Source organism: Phoenicibacter congonensis (assembly GCF_902386915.1).
Taxonomy (GTDB): domain Bacteria; phylum Actinomycetota; class Coriobacteriia; order Coriobacteriales; family Eggerthellaceae; genus Phoenicibacter; species Phoenicibacter congonensis.
Genome location: NZ_LR698997.1, coordinates 361565 through 378099, shown reverse-complemented (window position 1 = coordinate 378099; position 16535 = coordinate 361565). Strand labels below are relative to the sequence as shown.

Annotated in this window: 12 protein-coding genes and 2 tRNA genes; 5 read left to right on the top strand and 9 right to left on the bottom strand. The window is 42.6% G+C overall.

All coding sequences use genetic code 11. The features are described from left to right. Nucleotides 1–107 precede the first annotated feature (107 nt). Nucleotides 108–1136: an NAD-dependent epimerase/dehydratase family protein gene (locus tag FXZ76_RS01635; RefSeq protein ID WP_079535391.1), complete on the bottom strand. Its 1029-nt coding sequence runs from the start codon at nt 1134–1136 to the stop codon at nt 108–110. Between the two features lie 565 nt (nt 1137–1701). On the opposite strand from FXZ76_RS01635, the gene FXZ76_RS01630 reads away from it, so the two are divergent. Further along, nucleotides 1702–2277, top strand: a complete 576-nt coding sequence (locus FXZ76_RS01630) for a hypothetical protein (protein WP_079535390.1) — start codon at nt 1702–1704, stop codon at nt 2275–2277. 17 nt (nt 2278–2294) lie between these two features. After that, nucleotides 2295–3179: a putative manganese transporter gene (locus tag FXZ76_RS01625; RefSeq protein ID WP_079535389.1), complete on the top strand. Its 885-nt coding sequence runs from the start codon at nt 2295–2297 to the stop codon at nt 3177–3179. Between the two features lie 335 nt (nt 3180–3514). Here the strand turns inward: FXZ76_RS01625 and FXZ76_RS01620 are convergent, their stop codons facing one another. Beyond that, nucleotides 3515–5914 (bottom strand): anaerobic ribonucleoside triphosphate reductase, encoded by a 2400-nt coding sequence (locus tag FXZ76_RS01620; RefSeq protein WP_079535387.1) that lies wholly within the window; start codon nt 5912–5914, stop codon nt 3515–3517. 272 nt (nt 5915–6186) lie between these two features. On the opposite strand from FXZ76_RS01620, the gene FXZ76_RS01615 reads away from it, so the two are divergent. The 3 genes from FXZ76_RS01615 to FXZ76_RS01605 all read left to right on the top strand — a co-directional run bounded on the left by FXZ76_RS01615 (nt 6187) and on the right by FXZ76_RS01605 (nt 7147). Further along, nucleotides 6187–6939 carry a hypothetical protein gene (locus FXZ76_RS01615; protein WP_079535386.1) on the top strand — a complete coding sequence of 251 codons (753 nt, stop codon included), beginning with the start codon at nt 6187–6189 and terminating at the stop codon, nt 6937–6939. A gap of 51 nt (nt 6940–6990) precedes the next feature. Then, a tRNA-Lys gene (locus FXZ76_RS01610) sits at nt 6991–7066 on the top strand. Between the two features lie 7 nt (nt 7067–7073). Next, nucleotides 7074–7147, top strand: a tRNA-Gln gene (locus FXZ76_RS01605). Between the two features lie 563 nt (nt 7148–7710). On the opposite strand, the gene FXZ76_RS01600 is transcribed toward FXZ76_RS01605, so the two are convergent. The 7 genes from FXZ76_RS01600 to metG all read right to left on the bottom strand — a co-directional run bounded on the left by FXZ76_RS01600 (nt 7711) and on the right by metG (nt 16532). Next, nucleotides 7711–8598 carry a cation diffusion facilitator family transporter gene (locus FXZ76_RS01600; RefSeq protein WP_079535385.1) on the bottom strand — a complete coding sequence of 296 codons (888 nt, stop codon included), beginning with the start codon at nt 8596–8598 and terminating at the stop codon, nt 7711–7713. Further along, nucleotides 8599–9015 (bottom strand): GtrA family protein, encoded by a 417-nt coding sequence (locus FXZ76_RS01595; RefSeq protein ID WP_079535384.1) that lies wholly within the window; start codon nt 9013–9015, stop codon nt 8599–8601. It abuts the gene before it with no gap. Between the two features lie 546 nt (nt 9016–9561). Next, nucleotides 9562–12249 (bottom strand): protein translocase subunit SecD, encoded by a 2688-nt coding sequence (gene secD / locus FXZ76_RS01590; RefSeq protein ID WP_079535383.1) that lies wholly within the window; start codon nt 12247–12249, stop codon nt 9562–9564. Between the two features lie 64 nt (nt 12250–12313). Further along, a complete protein-coding gene (locus FXZ76_RS01585) occupies nt 12314–13273 on the bottom strand; it encodes a ribosomal RNA small subunit methyltransferase A (RefSeq protein ID WP_162273034.1) in 960 nt (319 codons plus the stop codon). Between the two features lie 37 nt (nt 13274–13310). Next, a complete protein-coding gene (locus FXZ76_RS01580; RefSeq protein ID WP_079535381.1) occupies nt 13311–13790 on the bottom strand; it encodes a flavodoxin family protein in 480 nt (159 codons plus the stop codon). Beyond that, nucleotides 13781–14941 (bottom strand): TatD family hydrolase, encoded by a 1161-nt coding sequence (locus FXZ76_RS06395; protein ID WP_231961719.1) that lies wholly within the window; start codon nt 14939–14941, stop codon nt 13781–13783. Before FXZ76_RS06395 ends, FXZ76_RS01580 begins: the two co-directional genes overlap by 10 nt. A 10-nt stretch (nt 14942–14951) precedes the next feature. Continuing rightward, the gene (gene metG / locus FXZ76_RS01570) at nt 14952–16532 is read right to left on the bottom strand and encodes a methionine--tRNA ligase (protein WP_079535380.1); all 1581 of its coding nucleotides are present in this window, start codon (nt 16530–16532) and stop codon (nt 14952–14954) included. Between the last annotated feature and the right edge of the window lie 3 nt (nt 16533–16535).

Here is a 16535-nt window from a genome sequence, read left to right as displayed (position 1 = left end):
CAACTTTTTCGGTCTGATTAACGACATAATCACGATTATTCGTCGATATTCTCGTTTCTTAACAATAAGTCAGGCCAAATGACTCAAACAAAAGGATTACATTCCTATCAATTATTCCCAGCGTTAGTTTCATCCATTTTATCAAGTCGCACTTGCGCACCTTCAAGCCAGAAAACTGTGTCTCGAACAGTAGATTTTAAATCCCTAGGGGAATATCCCAACTCTTGAGACGCTCGTTCATGAGAAAAATTCCCGTTACTTGAAAGCGTGTACAATGCATATCTTGTGTATAGAGGGCGAGTTTTCCTCACTTTAGCAAAAAACTCAAAGAAAGGGAGCGCAACTTTCGCAAGAAAAATTGGGAAACAAACTATCTTTTTGCCACCAGTCACTCTCCTCGCCATCTCAAGGATTTCTTTTACAGAACAATAGCAGTTAGAAAGTATATAACATCGGCCTGTTTTACCTGCGTCTGCTGCAAGAAGACATCCTTTTGCAACATCGCGAACATCTACAAAATCATAGCCACCAGAAATTCCTGCTAGCAGTTTTCCAGTTATGTACATACTGATGAGCTGAACTAAATGATTGTCGCCGCCATCAAATGGACCAATTATCCCGGAAGGATGAACAATTACAGCATCGAGGCCAGCTTTGACCGCATCCATAACAGCCTGACTCGCCTCTGCCTTGGTTTTAGAATAGGCTCCGTGAACTGCTTCGGCGCTAAAGGAATCTACTTCAGATATGCACGCCCCATCTTCTAGCTCAGGAATTGCATGGACCGAGCTAACATGAACCAAACGCCTAACTCGATGTTTAACGCACATATCGATTATGTTTTTGGTCCCATTAACATTTACATCATAAAGATGAGGTGTAATCTTTTCACCAATGCTAATAATCGCCGCTGTGTGGATTACCGTGACTTCATAAGCCGAAATGTTAGCAAAAAGCGGCTCTAGTGTCTTAAGTTTGGTCACATCCCCCTTGTAGTAGGTAGTCTGATAACTGTTAGTGGCATCATCACAAGGAAAAATCAGCCCCCGAATTTCGCAATCAACATCGCGTAAATAACGAATTATTGTGCTGCCTAAATGGCCCAAAGCACCTGTTACGATATACAATTTCTTCAAAAAAGATCTCCTATCGCTTTAGCCATCACGCTTCGGCTTCTCTATTAGAAAGCGCAAAACTTCAAAATCACAAAGACAGAAAGACTTGTTGTATTTCGCACTTTTGACATGTGTTCAAATGCAATTTAGTGTGCCAAAAGGTCTTTTAAGTTTACGAGGGGATGCTGCTCAGCCCACTCGCTAAAACTAACAAAATCAACTCTCAAGACTTGCAGGAATGACTGCTACAAAGCCCATCCTCGCCTATTTTTCTCCGAAAAAACTTACTATGAAATCTTCACCTTTAAAAAATTGTGAAACCTACATTTTGAAAAGCAAGAAAGGACCTCTCCAAATACAGTCATTCATACAGTTCATACTAGCTTCATTTACATTTCAAGTGTTGTCACCTAATATTTTAAGAAACGTTGATCGCTATTGTAATTGGATTTCCTTGAATGAACTTAAAGACATTAGAACAGAACAATAGCTTTTGCTAAATGATTGCAGTTCTATTTTAAACATGATGCATGGTATTCTTATTCTGTGGTTTTTTGGCAATTTTTACGACTGAAGGGTAGCAAAAATGGAGAACAAAACACATTTCAAGAGAGCATTGACTGCACTGCTTGCCATCGCAATCGCAACTTTGATGACAGCATCGCTAACAGCTTGCGGAGGTAAAGATGACTCAACTGTCATTAAAGAATGCATTTCGCAGGAGCTTGACCAAATTAAAGACAAAAACGGAGACGAGTGGAACGAGCTTGTTGACAGCTTTAATTCTTCAGTTGGCAATGGCCTTGATCAATTGGGCATCGATGGCAACGCCATTATTACAACTTGGCTCTCAGATTTTGATTATTCAATTAAAGACGTCAAGATTGACGGAGACACTGCCGATGCTGAAGTTTCAATCACCAACAAGTCAATCATGGATGCATTAGGAGAATGGCAAAAAGAAACAATCAACGAACTGTCTAGCAAAGCTTCAATTAGCGACGATGACTACAAAGCTGCAGGCCAAAAGCTCATTCAGAAAATTGAAAACTCCGCACCAAAAACTCAAGATGCAACGTTCACATTCACAAAGAGCGGCAACACGTGGACATTAGATGAAGAGAGTGCAACTAACGAGCTCTACAATTGCCTGATGAGCTAGCAAACTAGCTGGAATCTATGGATTTAATACTAGACGTTTTATTCGATGCTCTTAAAGACACAGGTTATCTAATCCCGTTTCTCTACATAACGTATGTGGCAATGGAATGGCTTGAAATTAAAACGAGCGACTCAGCCACAAACAGAGTTATGAATGCGGGAAAACTTGGCCCTGCAATTGGTGCATTTTTAGGATTGTTGCCGCAGTGCGGGTTTTCTGCTGCGGCAGCGACACTTTATGCTGGCAGAGTAATCACAAGAGGGACCCTGATTGCCGTTTTCCTCGCAACTTCCGACGAAATGCTGCCAATTTTCATAGCAAAGGCAGTTCCTGTCGAACAAATTCTGACCTTGCTTGGAACGAAGTTCGCAATCGGAATGGTAGCAGGATTTATTATTGATGCAGTGCTCCACTTTAGACACACAAATTCAACTGCCTTTAAGATTCATGAACTCTGTGAACAGGAAGAATGTAGCTGTGATGAATGCTGTTGCGGGTCCGACACAGGGTTTCGTTCCATTCTCTTTTATGCCCTAATTCACACAATCCAAGTCACGATTTTTGTTTTTATCATTAACTTAATCCTTGGATTCCTAATTCAATTCGCTGGAGAAGACTCGATTGGGAATTTCCTGAAAGCCAATGACTCTTTCTCAATAGTGCTGAGTGCAATTGTTGGGCTCATTCCAAACTGTGCAGCGAGCGTTGCAATTGCCGATCTTTGGACGGAAGGACTGCTTAGCACAGGGGCGATGCTCTCGGGGCTTCTTGTTTCCGCAGGCATCGGCTTGATTGTTTTGTTCCGCACAAATCAAGAACCAAAACGCAACCTTTCAATCGTTGCTACACTTTTAGTCATCGGAATTGCATGCGGCTTTGTAGCCTCACTTCTGTTTCCCTAGAGCTCTCAACCTACAGAAAAATCAACCCAACAATTTAAGTCTGACATAAATTTTTAATTTTAAAATCATGTCAGACTTAATCTTTAAGTTCAATTTAATGTCAGACTTATTGCTCAAACGAAAATTTCTGCATTTCTAATTCATGCCAGACTTCAAAAACAAAAACATTTTTAAAAATGATGTCAGACTTCAGAGAAAACAACTCAAGTCTTGCATGGAAATGAAATTTGCAATTCATGTCAGACTTAAAGATAAACTTGCGAACAAATGAGAAAAGCGACCCCAAAAAGAGGTCGCTTTGTCAACCAGAACAAAATTATGTTTATATATTTAAACTAGTCAGCAGTGTGATATCCAGGAATGCTGTGTTTTACTCGAGCAGCTTCTTCTGCGCGCTTGCCATCGTTAAAGCGATCAAGCGTTCCAACAAGATAGCCTGTGATGCGACGAATTCTTTCAAAATTCTCATTGCCATCGCCCTCGTGACGTCCGCATTTAGGGCAAACATCATTTATGATTCCGTTATATCCACACACAGGGTCTCGGTCGACGGGATGGTTCACAGAACCATAACCAATTCCGCTGTCTTTCATGTGACGGATCACGGCTTCAAAAGCATCTAGATTCTCGGTTGGGTCGCCGTCAAGTTCAATGTATGAAATGTGACCTGCATTGGTGAGAGCGTGATAAGGCGCTTCAATGTCAATCTTTCTAAACGCATTGATGTCATAGTAGACAGGCACATGGAAACTGTTTGTGTAGAAATCACGGTCAGTAATTCCCTCGATGCTACCAAAACGAGCTCGGTCCATTCTCACAAAGCGACCGGAAAGCCCCTCTGCAGGTGTTGCAAGCAGTGTGTAGTTGAGACCTTTCTCCTGCGAAACTTTGTCAACATAGGAGCGCATGTGTCCGACAATTTCAAGTCCGAGCTTTTGGGACTCCTCACTCTCACCATGATGCTTGCCAACAAGCGCCTTCAAGCATTCCGCCAAGCCAATGAAACCAATGCTTAAAGTGCCATGCTTTAACACTTCACGGACTTCGTCTTCAGGTTTCAAATTCTCAGAATCAATCCAGACACCCTGCCCCATTAAGAAAGGCATGTTGTAAACGTGCTTTCTGCATTGGATTTCGAAACGCTCATCAAGCTGACGTCGCACAAGATCAAGCTTTTGATCAAGCAAATCAAAAAACAAATCAATGTCACCCTTTGCTCGAATGCCAAGACGAGGAAGATTGATAGAAGTAAAGCTTAGGTTTCCTCTGCCTGGCGTGATTTCTCGTGACCTGTCAAACACGTTTCCCATTACACGTGTTCTGCAACCCATGTAGGCAATCTCAGTTTCTGGGGTTCCTTTGTAATATTGCAGATTGAAAGGGGCATCCAGGAAGCTAAAGTTAGGGAACAAACGCTTTGCACTGCAACGCATAGCTAGTTTGAACAAATCATAGTTAGGATCACCCTCGTTGTAGTTGACACCTTCTTTTACGCGGAAAATTTGCACAGGGAAGATTGGTGTCTCACCGTGTCCAAGTCCTTCTTCAGTTGCAAGCAGCATGTTTTTAATTACCATGCGTCCCTCAGGGCTTGTATCCATGCCGTAGTTAACAGAAGAAAACGGAGTTTGTGCGCCTGCACGAGAATGCATTGTGTTCAAATTATGCACAAGTGCTTCCATGCCCTGGAACGTCGTGCGATCGGTGTCGCGCGTAGCATTTTTCACAGCATAGGCCATTGCTTTTTGTGAAACATCCTCTGAAACTCCTCCATCAACAAGCCCTTTGTGAACAGCAGAAACAAATTCTTCATCCATTGCAAGGCTTGCAATTTTTCCTGTATCTTCCTCGCATTTGTCAAGCAATGACTGAACAAATCCACGCTCGTCATCCATGTCGGTCAGAAGATCAAGCGCTTCTGCTAAATGCTTTTTATAGAGTCGACGATAGGTCTTTCTCACACCCTCGGCCAGACCATAATCAAAGTCACAAATCGATTGCCCACCATGCTGGTCATTTTGGTTTGATTGGATTGCAATGCAAGCAAGGGCGCAATAGCTCGCAATGTCATTTGGTTCACGAAGAACACCATGCCCTGTGCAAAAACCTCCGCGAAAGAGCTTTCGGAGTTCTATTTGCGCGCAAGTTGTTGTGAGTGTATAAAAATCCATATCGTGGATGTGAATATCTCCCTCACGATGAGCCTTAGCAAATTCAGGATCGATTACACACATCTCATAGAATTGCTTTGACGCTTCTGAACCATATTTCAACATTGTGCCCATTGCAGTGTCTGCATCAATGTTTGCATTTTCGCGCTTCATATCACTGTCAGTAGCCTTGGTGAAAGTGATATCTTTCAAGGTCTGCATGAGACGAGAATTGACATCACGAACGCGACTACGTTGCGCACGATAAAGAATGTAGGCTTTTGCTGTCTGAGAAAAACCGCTCTCAATCAACGCTTCTTCAACAAGGTCCTGTATTCCCTCAACCGTAGGAATGCCCTCAACGGCACCACCGATAATCTTTGCAAGAACTAAATTTGCAACATCGCGAGAAACTTGACGATTTTGCATTGCTCCAGAAGCCAAAAAAGCCTTTTCAACGGCGTCAACGATTTTCTCGAGATCAAAATCCACCACACGGCCATCACGCTTTTTAATTGTTGTTGGGACGTTTAGAGTAGTGTTTTGTACAAGTTTTTCGTACAATTCCGTGTTTTGTGGCGACATTATCCTCTCCTTCTAATTCCACAAGATTCGATTTTGTTCAAATGCCCCCTACTGTGGGGGTTGTTATTTTTTCAACAGTTTTTCAACAGCAGAATTGTTGAAAAATGTCTATATATAGTAGATAGCAGGTTTACTATGCTTTATATATAGTATAACAGCATTCTAAAAATCTACGCGAAAATTTGAAGAAACAATACGAAATTTGAGGAACTTAAAACCTCACCTCAAGCTATCTGAGAACAAAGAAAGTATAATAATTCCTTGGTGGAAACATGACAGTAAATTATTCTGGAAATAAACAGCCTGAAAAAAAGTTAACTCGCGACGAGATTGTTCGTGAATACGAACGCAAGAACACATCGCGCGCGAGAACTGCACGCGCTCGCACAAACGAATCTCTCGCACAATACCGAGAAACGGCAGAACGCGCTAGACAACGGCGCTCGCATTTCGATGAAATTCGCCGTGAGGAAGAAGTAATGAGCGCAAAGCGTCGTGAACAACAGCGAGATCGTGCCGCTTCAGAAGCTCGAATGAACGCTGGAATTAATATGGAAAAGTCTAAGACCGTCACTTCGAAACGCGTGTCAGTTGCTAAACCCCTAACTTCAAAAGAATTTCAGGCAAAAACACGCAGAAGTTGGGAACAATATGAAAAGGAACGTGCTTCACGCGACGCTCTTCAAGGAGAGCGTCCTCGCTCATCGGAAAGAACTTTGATTGATGGCAGAGGAACAATAGACTCCCGCACCTTTAATGAGCAGCAAATAATTTCGAACAAAACAATTAACGATCAGGACAAACATGATCCACTGGTTGTTTCGTCTGATTCAAAAAACCGCTGGAACACAAGAAGTGACAGAGTTCCAACAACTGAACCGAAATTGTATTCTGGTAATCAACAAGGAAGCCCAATGAACAATGGTTTCATTGACGCATTTGAGTCATTACCAACGTTTGTAAAAATCGCAATTCCTGTAATTTTAATTCTTGTAATTATTGTGCTAATTTTGCTTTTCATCTAACAATAATTGAAGTATAATTAGCAATCGCGTTTAGGACGCGTCTTATTTCGTGGGTCGTTAGCTCAGTTGGTAGAGCAGGGGACTTTTAATCCCAAGGTCGCGGGTTCGATTCCCTCACGACCCACCATCTTTGTTGGGGTATCGTCCAACGGCAGGACTCTGGTTTTTGGTACCAGCTATCTAGGTTCGAATCCTGGTACCCCAGCCATATTGAGCGCGCTTCACGCGCCTTCCCAATTCGCTGCAGCCAAGCCTGAACTCCATCTTCGTTCTGCAAACATTCGGGCAGTGCAAAGCACAGCTCCTCAAGTTTTCGAACAAATCTGTTCGCCCAGGCTTGCCTTCGCTTGCGTCTATTCATCATGAAAGTTTGAGAATTGTTTCAAAATCAGATACCACACATGCGATTGATAAAATACGTTCGACTTTCTCTCGCTCTTGAATTCTCAAAAATTCCTCGGAAAATATCTCAGAAATAGTTCTTATAAATACCGAGCAAACAGGTAATGAGTTTCTTTCCAAAATCATTATTCCATCAACTCATTGTTAGCTGCAAACATTCGGGCAGTGCAAAGCACAGCTCCTCAAGTTTTCGAACAAATCTGTTCGCCCAGGCTTGCCTTCTCTTGCGTCTATTCATCATGAAGGTTTGAGAATTGTTTCAAATTCAGATACCACACATGCGATTGATGAAATACGTTCGACTTTCTCTCGCTCTTGAATTCTCAAGTGGAATGATTTAGTAAAGGAAAACAAGAACAAAATAGGGCACTAGGCAGGATTCTCGTGAACAGTAACGAACTTTATCATTGGATATGATTCGAGAACAGAAAGTCTAACCTTTTCTGCAATTGCATGCGCTTCTTCCAAAGTCTGTCTTCCGTCGACACCAATTTCAAGATCGATGCAAATTCTGTTCCCAAATCGACGAGATCGCACCATGTCGACGTCAATAACGCCAGTCTGCTTCAAGACAAACGCACCCAATTCATCCTCAAACTCTTTGCCAACAGATGAATCCAAAAGCTGATTTAAACTATCGCGCAACAGTTTTGCGGCCACGCCGGCTATAAAGAAAGCAATAACAACTGAAGCTGCAGGCTCCAAAACAGGATATCCAAGCATTGCTCCGCCGATGCCCACGAGCGCTGCCACTGAAGAAATTGCGTCCGAGCGATGATGCCATGCGTCGGCCATGAAGGCGCTAGACATCAACACCTTGGCATAATGGCGCGTATACCAAAACATAGCCTCTTTTGAAACAATGGACACAACTGCCGCAATTAGAGCAATGATTTGCGGAGGCTGAAACGAAGAATTGCCTCCCAGAATCTCAGAAGCCTTCTCAACACCGCCGATTCCAATTCCTATGCCAGTTATCAACAAAATGATGCCCAGCAAAAGGGATGCAACTGATTCGAACCGCTCGTGCCCATATGGGTGAGAGTCGTCAGGATTTCTTTTTGAAATTTTCACACCCACAAAAGCAATAGCAGTGGCAAAAACGTCCGACAAAGAGTGAACTGCGTCGGAAATCATCGCGCTTGAGTTTCCGAAAATGCCAGCTATGAGCTTAAAAAGCGACAGCATAACATTGCCAAAAACGCCAACGAAGGTCACTTTTGCGATTATGCGTTGTTCAGATAAAGTACCTGTCATTTAGTCCTTCTTTGCAAACACCCAGAGTTTTGCGAAGACGTAATTTCCGATTGTAACAACAACTTGAACTATCAGTTTGGCAATCTTGTCATTCATGTGGCAAATCGTTACGCTTAAAAACATGATAGCCATGTCCATCAAAAGCGTTGCCACACGCGAGCCCACAAACGAGGTGAATTCTTTAAAAATTTGGTCAGACTTCGACTGAAAAACGAACCGTCTGTTTGTGACATATGCAAAAAGCACCGCGCAAACCCAAGAAATGATATTAGCTATTTGAAGCTGGACGGCGTTATTAGGGTCGAGAAATGTCAGTACGCAAAAATAGTAAACTGCCAAAGACACAATTGTTGTGCAAATTCCAACTACTAAATAGGAAATGATCTCTCTATATTTCGAAAAAAGCTCTTTAAGCATCAGTAAATTCTAGCACGCATAAAGTAAGTCTGGCATGTTTTGCAAATTTTAAAATGATGTCAGACTTGGTACGTTAGTGAGAAGTTTGACATGCCTTGTAAATAAAAAAGCGGATGGTTCGGTCACCAAGGAAGTCTGGCTTAAAACTGAAATATCAAATTAACGTCATGCTTGCCAAAATACTAATCAAAGTGCCTCAATAGTTAATCAGATATCGAAGTCTGACATGTTTTGTAAATTTTAAAATGATGTCAGACTTGGATCGTAAGTAGGAATTCTGACATGTTTTGTAAATAAAAAAGCAGATGGTTAGGTCACAAAGGAAGTCTGGCTTAAAACTGAAATATCAAATTAACGTCATACTTGCCAAAATACTAATCAGAGTGCCTCAATAGTTAATTAGAAATGTAAGTCTGACATGTTTTGTAAATTTTAAAATGATGTCAGACTTGGATCGTAAGTAGGAAGTCTGACATGTTTTGTAAATAAAAAAGCGGCCGGTAACAGCCGCTTTTTAAGTTTTGTGATTTGTCGTTTGAATAAAAGTTACTGCTTCTTTGCTGGTCTTTTTATTTTCTTCTCAGTGCGAGGTTGATTTGCAGCCTTATGCGAACCTTCACCCTTGCTGCCTGTATTTTGATGCGCAGCATTGTTTAGAGAGTCCGAAGTAGCGCTTGTAGCCTGAGCAGACTTCTTAGCGTTAGCCTCGACACGAGCAAGAGGAACTTGCTCAAGACCTCCGCGATAAGACGCATCAAAGTCGAAGCACTTGACTTCCTTGCCATACTTCTTCTGCAACTTTGCAAACTTTGGCTCGCGAGTTTTCCACAAAGTATAAATTGGAACTGCAACCGCAAATGATGAGTATGCACCCGCAATCAAGCCAATTGACATTGCAAATGCAAAGTCTTTCAGCGTTTCTCCTCCGAAGAACAACATGAAGAAGACAGGCACAAATGATGTCACGGTAGTGTTAATTGTTCTAATCAAAACTTGGTTAATTGAGTGATTTGCCATTGTGGCAAATGTACACTTAATGCCCTCGGTAGCCATATTGTCATTAACGCGGTGGAAAGTAACGACTGTGTCATACAAAGAGTAACCAAGAATTGTGAGCAATGCCGCAATCGTGTTTGGATTTACTTCCCTTCCAAACACGGCATAAATGCCCATTACGATAATCAAGTCGTGCAAAAGCGCGATGATTGCAACAACTCCCATCTTCCACTCAAAGCGTATTGCAATGTAAACAATAATTAACAGCATAGAAACTAGAAAAGCAATGAGTGAAGATTGAACGATGCTCTCGCCCCAGTCAGGCCCGATGACGTTTACGCTCGTGTCTTGTGCCTCATAGCCAAATTTATCTTGCACCTGTTTTGCGATGTCGTTGGCTTGATTTGAATCAGTAACAGGAATTCTAACAATGTAGCCTTCCTGACCATCAGTCTGAGCTGTTTGAATTGTCGCATTGTCCTGGCCAACCTCATTAAATGCTTGGCGAAGCTCTTCTGTTGAAACTCCTTTTGCATCCGCATATGTAATCGAAGAACCGCCAACAAACTCAATTCCGAAGTTAAAACCGCGAATGCACATAGCGCCAACAAAAACAACTACGGCCACTGCCGAAATAGTCAAGAAAACTTTAGTCTGACCAACAAAGTTGATGTCCTTCTTAATAAAGCGACCTTTAACCTTCTTAGCAGCTTTGACTACGTGGGATTCAGCCTCTTCCGCAATCTCTTCCTTCTCAATTTCTGCTGCATCAAGGCAGTCTTTAACATTCCAAAACTCAGGATGCTTTTTAATTGTGCGAGGAGCCATCAGGCGAATGAGTGGAGCTTTAAAGAGAAGCATCATTGCAATGTCGCAGAAAATTCCGAGCGCAAGCGTGAGACCGAAACCCTTAACAGTAGCAGATGCGAGGAAGAAAAGGCAGAGCGCAGACACAAGCGAAACAAGGTCTGCGTCGATTGATGTAAGGATTGCATGTTTAACGCCAGAAATTGAAGCCGAGCGAATCGACTTGCCCATTCTGATTTCTTCGCGGAAGCGCTCGACCGTGAGCACCGAAGAGTCAGCAGCCATGCCAATTGTGAGCACGATGCCCGCAAGTCCTGCAAGAGAGAGCGTAAACTGACCAAAGGCAGAAAGAGTCGCCAATATGCCCAGGTAAAGGGCAGCAAACACTAGCATTGCGCCAGCCGTGATTATTCCAAGTCCTTTGTAGAAGAATAGCAGGTAGAGCATAACGAGAGCAAGTCCGATTAGCACAACAATGATAGCTCCATTCAATGCATCTTGGCCAAGAGTTGGTCCAACCACCTGACTTGTAGAATATTCGAAGCTTACTGGCAGAGATCCGCTTTCGAGAACTGTTTGAAGCGCCTTCGCCTCGTTTTGGGAATAATTGCCAGTAATCGATACGCGTCCGTCTGTAATTGCAGCTCGGACAGTAGGTGCACTATTAACTTGATTGTCCAGAATAATTACGATTTTTCCGTTCGTGGACACAAGGTCACTCGAAGCCTCGGCGAACGCTTTTGTCGCAGTTGAGTCAAGCTCGATGTTGACGGCGTAATACTGCGAAGTCTGACTCTCGCGATCGACCGTAACTTTCTTAATGTTTTCTCCTGTAAACAGTGGAGTATATGAGCCCTCGTCGACGGTCACCTTGTTCTGGCTTTCAATCCTAAACGAATTTCCGTAATCGTCAGAAACAGATTGATACCCACCATATTGCCCATTGTCAATTTTAGTTCGCACGTCTTCGTCAGTGAAAGAATCAAGGCGCGCAAAAGAAAGTTGACCAGTTTTGCCAATTGTATTCAAGGCAGTTTGCGTATCCTGCAAACCAGGAATTTGAACGAGAATCTGATCATTTCCCTGCAATTGAACGACTGCCTCATTCGCACCGAGCGCATTAACGCGGCTTTCAATGATTTTTCTGCTCGTCTCCATCTGGTCTTTTGTTGGAGCTGAACCGTCGTTTGTGTGTGAAGTCAAAACAACAGAAAGCCCACCTCGAATGTCAAGGCCTTGATTGATTTTCTCATTTGGGGGCATAAACATAACGACAGAAGCCGCTACAAGGATGGTCGTAATAATCAAGAGCCAAATGTTGCGTCTTGTGGAAGAATGCTTTGTTTTTGTTTTGTTCTTTTGGTTTCTTAGGTCGCCAGTTTTATCGGCGAAACTTTGAGATGTAGTCTTTTTACCGCGAGAAAGCGCCATTAGGTGCTCCTTAATGTTCAATAATGCTGTTAAATCAAAAAAATTCCAGTCAACAATTATTGCACTAGTTCATGAAATTATCAAACTGTATTCCCAGTGTAACGTAGTCTTCTGTGTCTAGTTTTTCGCCGCGTATCAAGGGATCGATTCCGCAAGCTTGAAGCCATTTACAAATCATGTCAGACTTCCCATTTCCAAAGTAGGTCTTCATAGAATTGAGGATTGTTTTTCGCCTGCTCGCGAACGCAGCATCCGCAGCAACGCAGGCATTTTTCAGAATTTTTGCAGAAACCTCACCATCAAGTCTGTCATGTTTTTTAAGCTTTATTACTGCGCTGTCAACACGAGGCGCAGGCAGAAAATTGTTTCGTCCAACAAAAAACCAATCAACTGGTTTTGCAAAGAGTCGAAGCTTAACAGTATATGCACCGTAGTTTTTCGTTCCGACTTTGGCCATCATGCGCTCGGCCACTTCCTTTTGAACCATGACGGTCACTTCATTTAAGTCTGACATGTTTTGTAAATAATGCAAAACGAGTGTTGCCGCAATGCCATAGGGCAAATTAGCAACGAGTTTGTTAGGAAATTGCTTTCTTTTTGCTCCCGTTTCTAACGCAGTCTCTTTATTAACTATTAAGTCTGACATGTTTTTTAAATCGCTATGAAACGATTCTTTTCTCAAGTCTGGCTTCTTTTGCAAAAGCAATCCTGTTTGAGTGTCGTTATTTAAAAATAAGTCTGACATGTTTTTTAAAAGGGATTTATCAAGTGCATCACCCTCAATAAGGGTAAAAGAATCCCCTGAAAAAGCAGTATTTTCTCTCAAAAGACCATAAAGTCTGTCATCTTTTTCAATTGAGACAACCCTTGCACCAGTCTCCAAAAGCGGAACGGTCAAGGCTCCAATCCCAGGACCAACTTCCAAAACGAAATCGTCGCGATTCACTTCCGCGAGAACAATCGTTTTGTCTACTACTGAAGAATTGATTAAGAAATTCTGACCCAGAGAATGGCTCAATTCCACTCCATGGTCCTTAAGCATTCTTGATACGATGCTAGGATTAGTTAATGTGGAGCTTGACATCTTTAACTTCAAACCCAGCGACGTGAAGAGCTGACCTTATTGACGCTTCAGCGCCTTTGCTTCCGTAGGGGTCGTGCCCCTCTCCAAACAAATGGACATGCGCAGGCTTTAGCTCCCCGTGGCGCGCATCCTCCCAATAAAGCGGCTGCAAGCGATCAAGCACAGCTTTAAATTGCGCAGGCACGCCCGCCATATAAATTGGGCATGCAATGAAAATTTCATCCGTGTCGCGAAAATAATCAATTAACTCTTGCATGTCGTCATTGATTACGCACTCGAAAGTCTCTCTGCAGCCTTCACAACCAATGCAGCCGGAAATGTCCATGTCGGCAATAGAAATTAGAGAAACTTCGCATTCAGGGTTCATCGCTATTAGTTCTTCAAAAAGACCTGTAGCAAAACACTGAGAGCGTCCTTCGGAGCGAGGTGACCCACAAAAAATTGAGATTAGAGACATAGCGATTCTTCCTTCGGGTGCTTCAATTGCCAGTTAGTTGCTGGGCGATTGAGAAGTTTGATTGCGTTTTCATAGAGTTGTGTTGCAAACTCTTCAACATCAAGTCTGACATCATTTTGAAGAAGGTCTATCATTCGCGAGAACGTGAAAATAGTGTGACTTGGCCCACATTCTGTGCTTCTAAAAGGCTCTGGAGCCATAAACGGCGAATCTGTTTCAGTTAGAAGTCGGTTAAGCGGAACAAGTTTGCACGCCTCACGAACTTCTTCTTGCTTCTTAAACGTGATTGCTCCGCCAAACGCAATATAGCATCCTTCATCAACCCAGCGTGTTATCTCTTTTGCATCAGAAGTGTAGCAATGAAGAAGAACACCACTCTCGTTGAAGCCAGCATTCCTCATGCAAGAAAAAGCGTCGTCGAATGCTTCGCGAACATGCAGAATAATTGGAAGTCTGGCTTCTTGTGAAATTTCAATTTGCCGCTCGAAAACTTTAATTTGATCTTCCCTTGGCGAAAAATCGTAATGATAATCCAATCCAACTTCCCCCAGTGCACTAGTGCGAGGATCTCTGAGTTTTTGGATTAGCGTAGCCTCTACTTGTTCAGAATAGTTCCGCGAATAATGCGGATGAACTCCACATGCGACACGAACTGTTGGCAAGTCTGACATGTTTTGAAAATCAGTTTCAGCGCCATCAATTTTTAAGTCTGACATGTTTTTAAACGCTGCTTCATGGTCACCAGTCTCAATGCCAAACTCGCCTTTCTGCTTTGAAAATTGAGTTTTTAAATTAAAGTCAGACTTCTTTTGCAAAGATTCTGCGCCATCAATTTTTAAGTCTGACATGTTTTGAAAAAGCTTCAAAATGTTGCCAGACTTCTGCAAAATTTCAGGCAAATCGTCATAAAAACCCACGCCTTCTTCTGAAAGAGGGTCGGTCATCGCTTCGACAAACGAAACATTCCAATATGCAGCTTGCGCTAAAGAAAGCGCTGGATTATCAAGCATGTTTACATGAGCATGCGTGTCTGCAATTCTCACATTAGAAGAAAAACATGGTGGTTCAACAACAGGCCATTCCTTGCCATGCTTTTTTGGTTTTTTACGGAACCATGGATCAATGTCGCCTGTGCATGCGAAGTCTGACATGATTTGAAAATTAATCCTCTACTGCCAGAATTTTGTCTTCATCAAGGCGTGGGAATAAAGCATCACCAATTTCAACCGATGAACCAGCTTTGAGTTGTCCCCAAACTAATGAAGATTTTAAGTCCTCTACTTCAAACGGAGAAGCGGCGCCTATCCGTCTGCTGGCTTCCACAGAAGTTCTTGTGCAAAATGGAGCAAGCATCAAAGCAATCAAACGAATCGCTTCCAAGGTGTTATAAATCACATCAGCCAACTGTTGTGCCTTCGATTCGTCCTTGGCCAAAGTCCATGGTTCTGATTCTTCGATGTAAAGGTTTGCCCTGTGCGCAAGTTCCATTGCAGCTTTCGTGGCTCCGCTGAAGTCGACAGTATCCATGCAATCAATAAAAGTCTGACATGTTTTTGAAGTCATTTCAGCCATAGGATTATTGATGGCGTCGCTCGATGGTTGGGGAACTTTGAAATCAAAATATTTCTTCGTCATGTTCGTTACACGGGAAACCAAATTGCCCCAAGTGTTTGCCAAATCAGCATTGTAGACCTGGCACATTCTCTCAATAGAAATAGATCCATCAGCACCAAACTGGACATCACTCATAAAATAATAGCGATAGGCGTCAACGCCAAAAATGTTCACTAACTCCTTTGGCGACAGCGCATTGCCCTTTGATTTGCTCATCTTCTCGCCTTTAGTGAGAAGAAAACCATGACCGAAAACATGCTCAGGTATAGGGAGACCAGCCGCCATGAGCATTGCAGGCCAAATTACACAATGAAAACGGGTAATGTCCTTGCCAACAAAGTGATAGTTTGCTGGCCAAAAATTATTAAACTCATCAAGTCTGGCTTCATCTGCAAAACCGATTCCCGTGAGATATGCAATCAATGCATCGGCCCAAACATAGGCAACATGCCCTTCGTCAAACGTAAAAGGTACGCCCCAGTCAAAAGTAGAACGCGAGATAGAAAGATCTTTGAGTCCACTTTTTACGAAAGAAACAATCTCATTCTTTCGTGTGACAGGCAGGATAAAGTCTGGGTGAGTTTCGTAATATTCAAGCAGCTTTTCTTGAAAGTCACTCAGCTTAAAGAACCAATTCTCCTCGCCTGATGCTTTCTGAACAGGACGTTTGCACTCAGGGCAGACGAAATTTCCCTCTTCATCTTTTTCTAAGTCGCTCTCGGCATAGTATGTTTCTTCGTGTACACAATACCAACCTTCATAACTGCCTTTGTAAAGGTATCCCCTGTCATACAAATCTTGCCAGAGTTTCTGAACTGACTTTTCTTGCGCTTTTGATGAAGTTCTCACAAACTCCGAATAGGTGATATCAAGCATTTCCCATGCATCTTTGAAAGCCGGAATTTGAGAGTCACACCACTCAATCGGCGTTGTTCCATTTTTTGTCGCCGTGTCAGCAATTTTTTGCCCGTGCTCGTCAGACCCAGTTACGAAACGGACATCTTTTCCGCTCATTCTCTGAAATCGTGCCACACAATCGGCCGCAATTGTAGTGTAGGCGGTCCCCAAATGTGGAGCAGCATTTACATAATAAATGGGCGTAGTTATATAAAAATGTTCTCTTGTCATTTC

Excerpts from the sequence above, each read along its gene's own strand:
- secD (WP_079535383.1), bottom strand. The coding sequence starts at position 12,249 with ATGGCGCTTTCTCGCGGTAAAAAGACTACATCTCAAAGTTTCGCCGAT.
- FXZ76_RS01630 (WP_079535390.1), top strand. The coding sequence starts at position 1,702 with ATGGAGAACAAAACACATTTCAAGAGAGCATTGACTGCACTGCTTGCC.
- FXZ76_RS01595 (WP_079535384.1), bottom strand. The coding sequence starts at position 9,015 with ATGCTTAAAGAGCTTTTTTCGAAATATAGAGAGATCATTTCCTATTTA.
- FXZ76_RS01600 (WP_079535385.1), bottom strand. The coding sequence starts at position 8,598 with ATGACAGGTACTTTATCTGAACAACGCATAATCGCAAAAGTGACCTTC.
- FXZ76_RS01620 (WP_079535387.1), bottom strand. The coding sequence starts at position 5,914 with ATGTCGCCACAAAACACGGAATTGTACGAAAAACTTGTACAAAACACT.
- FXZ76_RS06395 (WP_231961719.1), bottom strand. The coding sequence starts at position 14,941 with ATGTCAGACTTCGCATGCACAGGCGACATTGATCCATGGTTCCGTAAA.
- FXZ76_RS01580 (WP_079535381.1), bottom strand. The coding sequence starts at position 13,790 with ATGTCTCTAATCTCAATTTTTTGTGGGTCACCTCGCTCCGAAGGACGC.
- metG (WP_079535380.1), bottom strand. The coding sequence starts at position 16,532 with ATGACAAGAGAACATTTTTATATAACTACGCCCATTTATTATGTAAAT.
- FXZ76_RS01615 (WP_079535386.1), top strand. The coding sequence starts at position 6,187 with ATGACAGTAAATTATTCTGGAAATAAACAGCCTGAAAAAAAGTTAACT.
- FXZ76_RS01625 (WP_079535389.1), top strand. The coding sequence starts at position 2,295 with ATGGATTTAATACTAGACGTTTTATTCGATGCTCTTAAAGACACAGGT.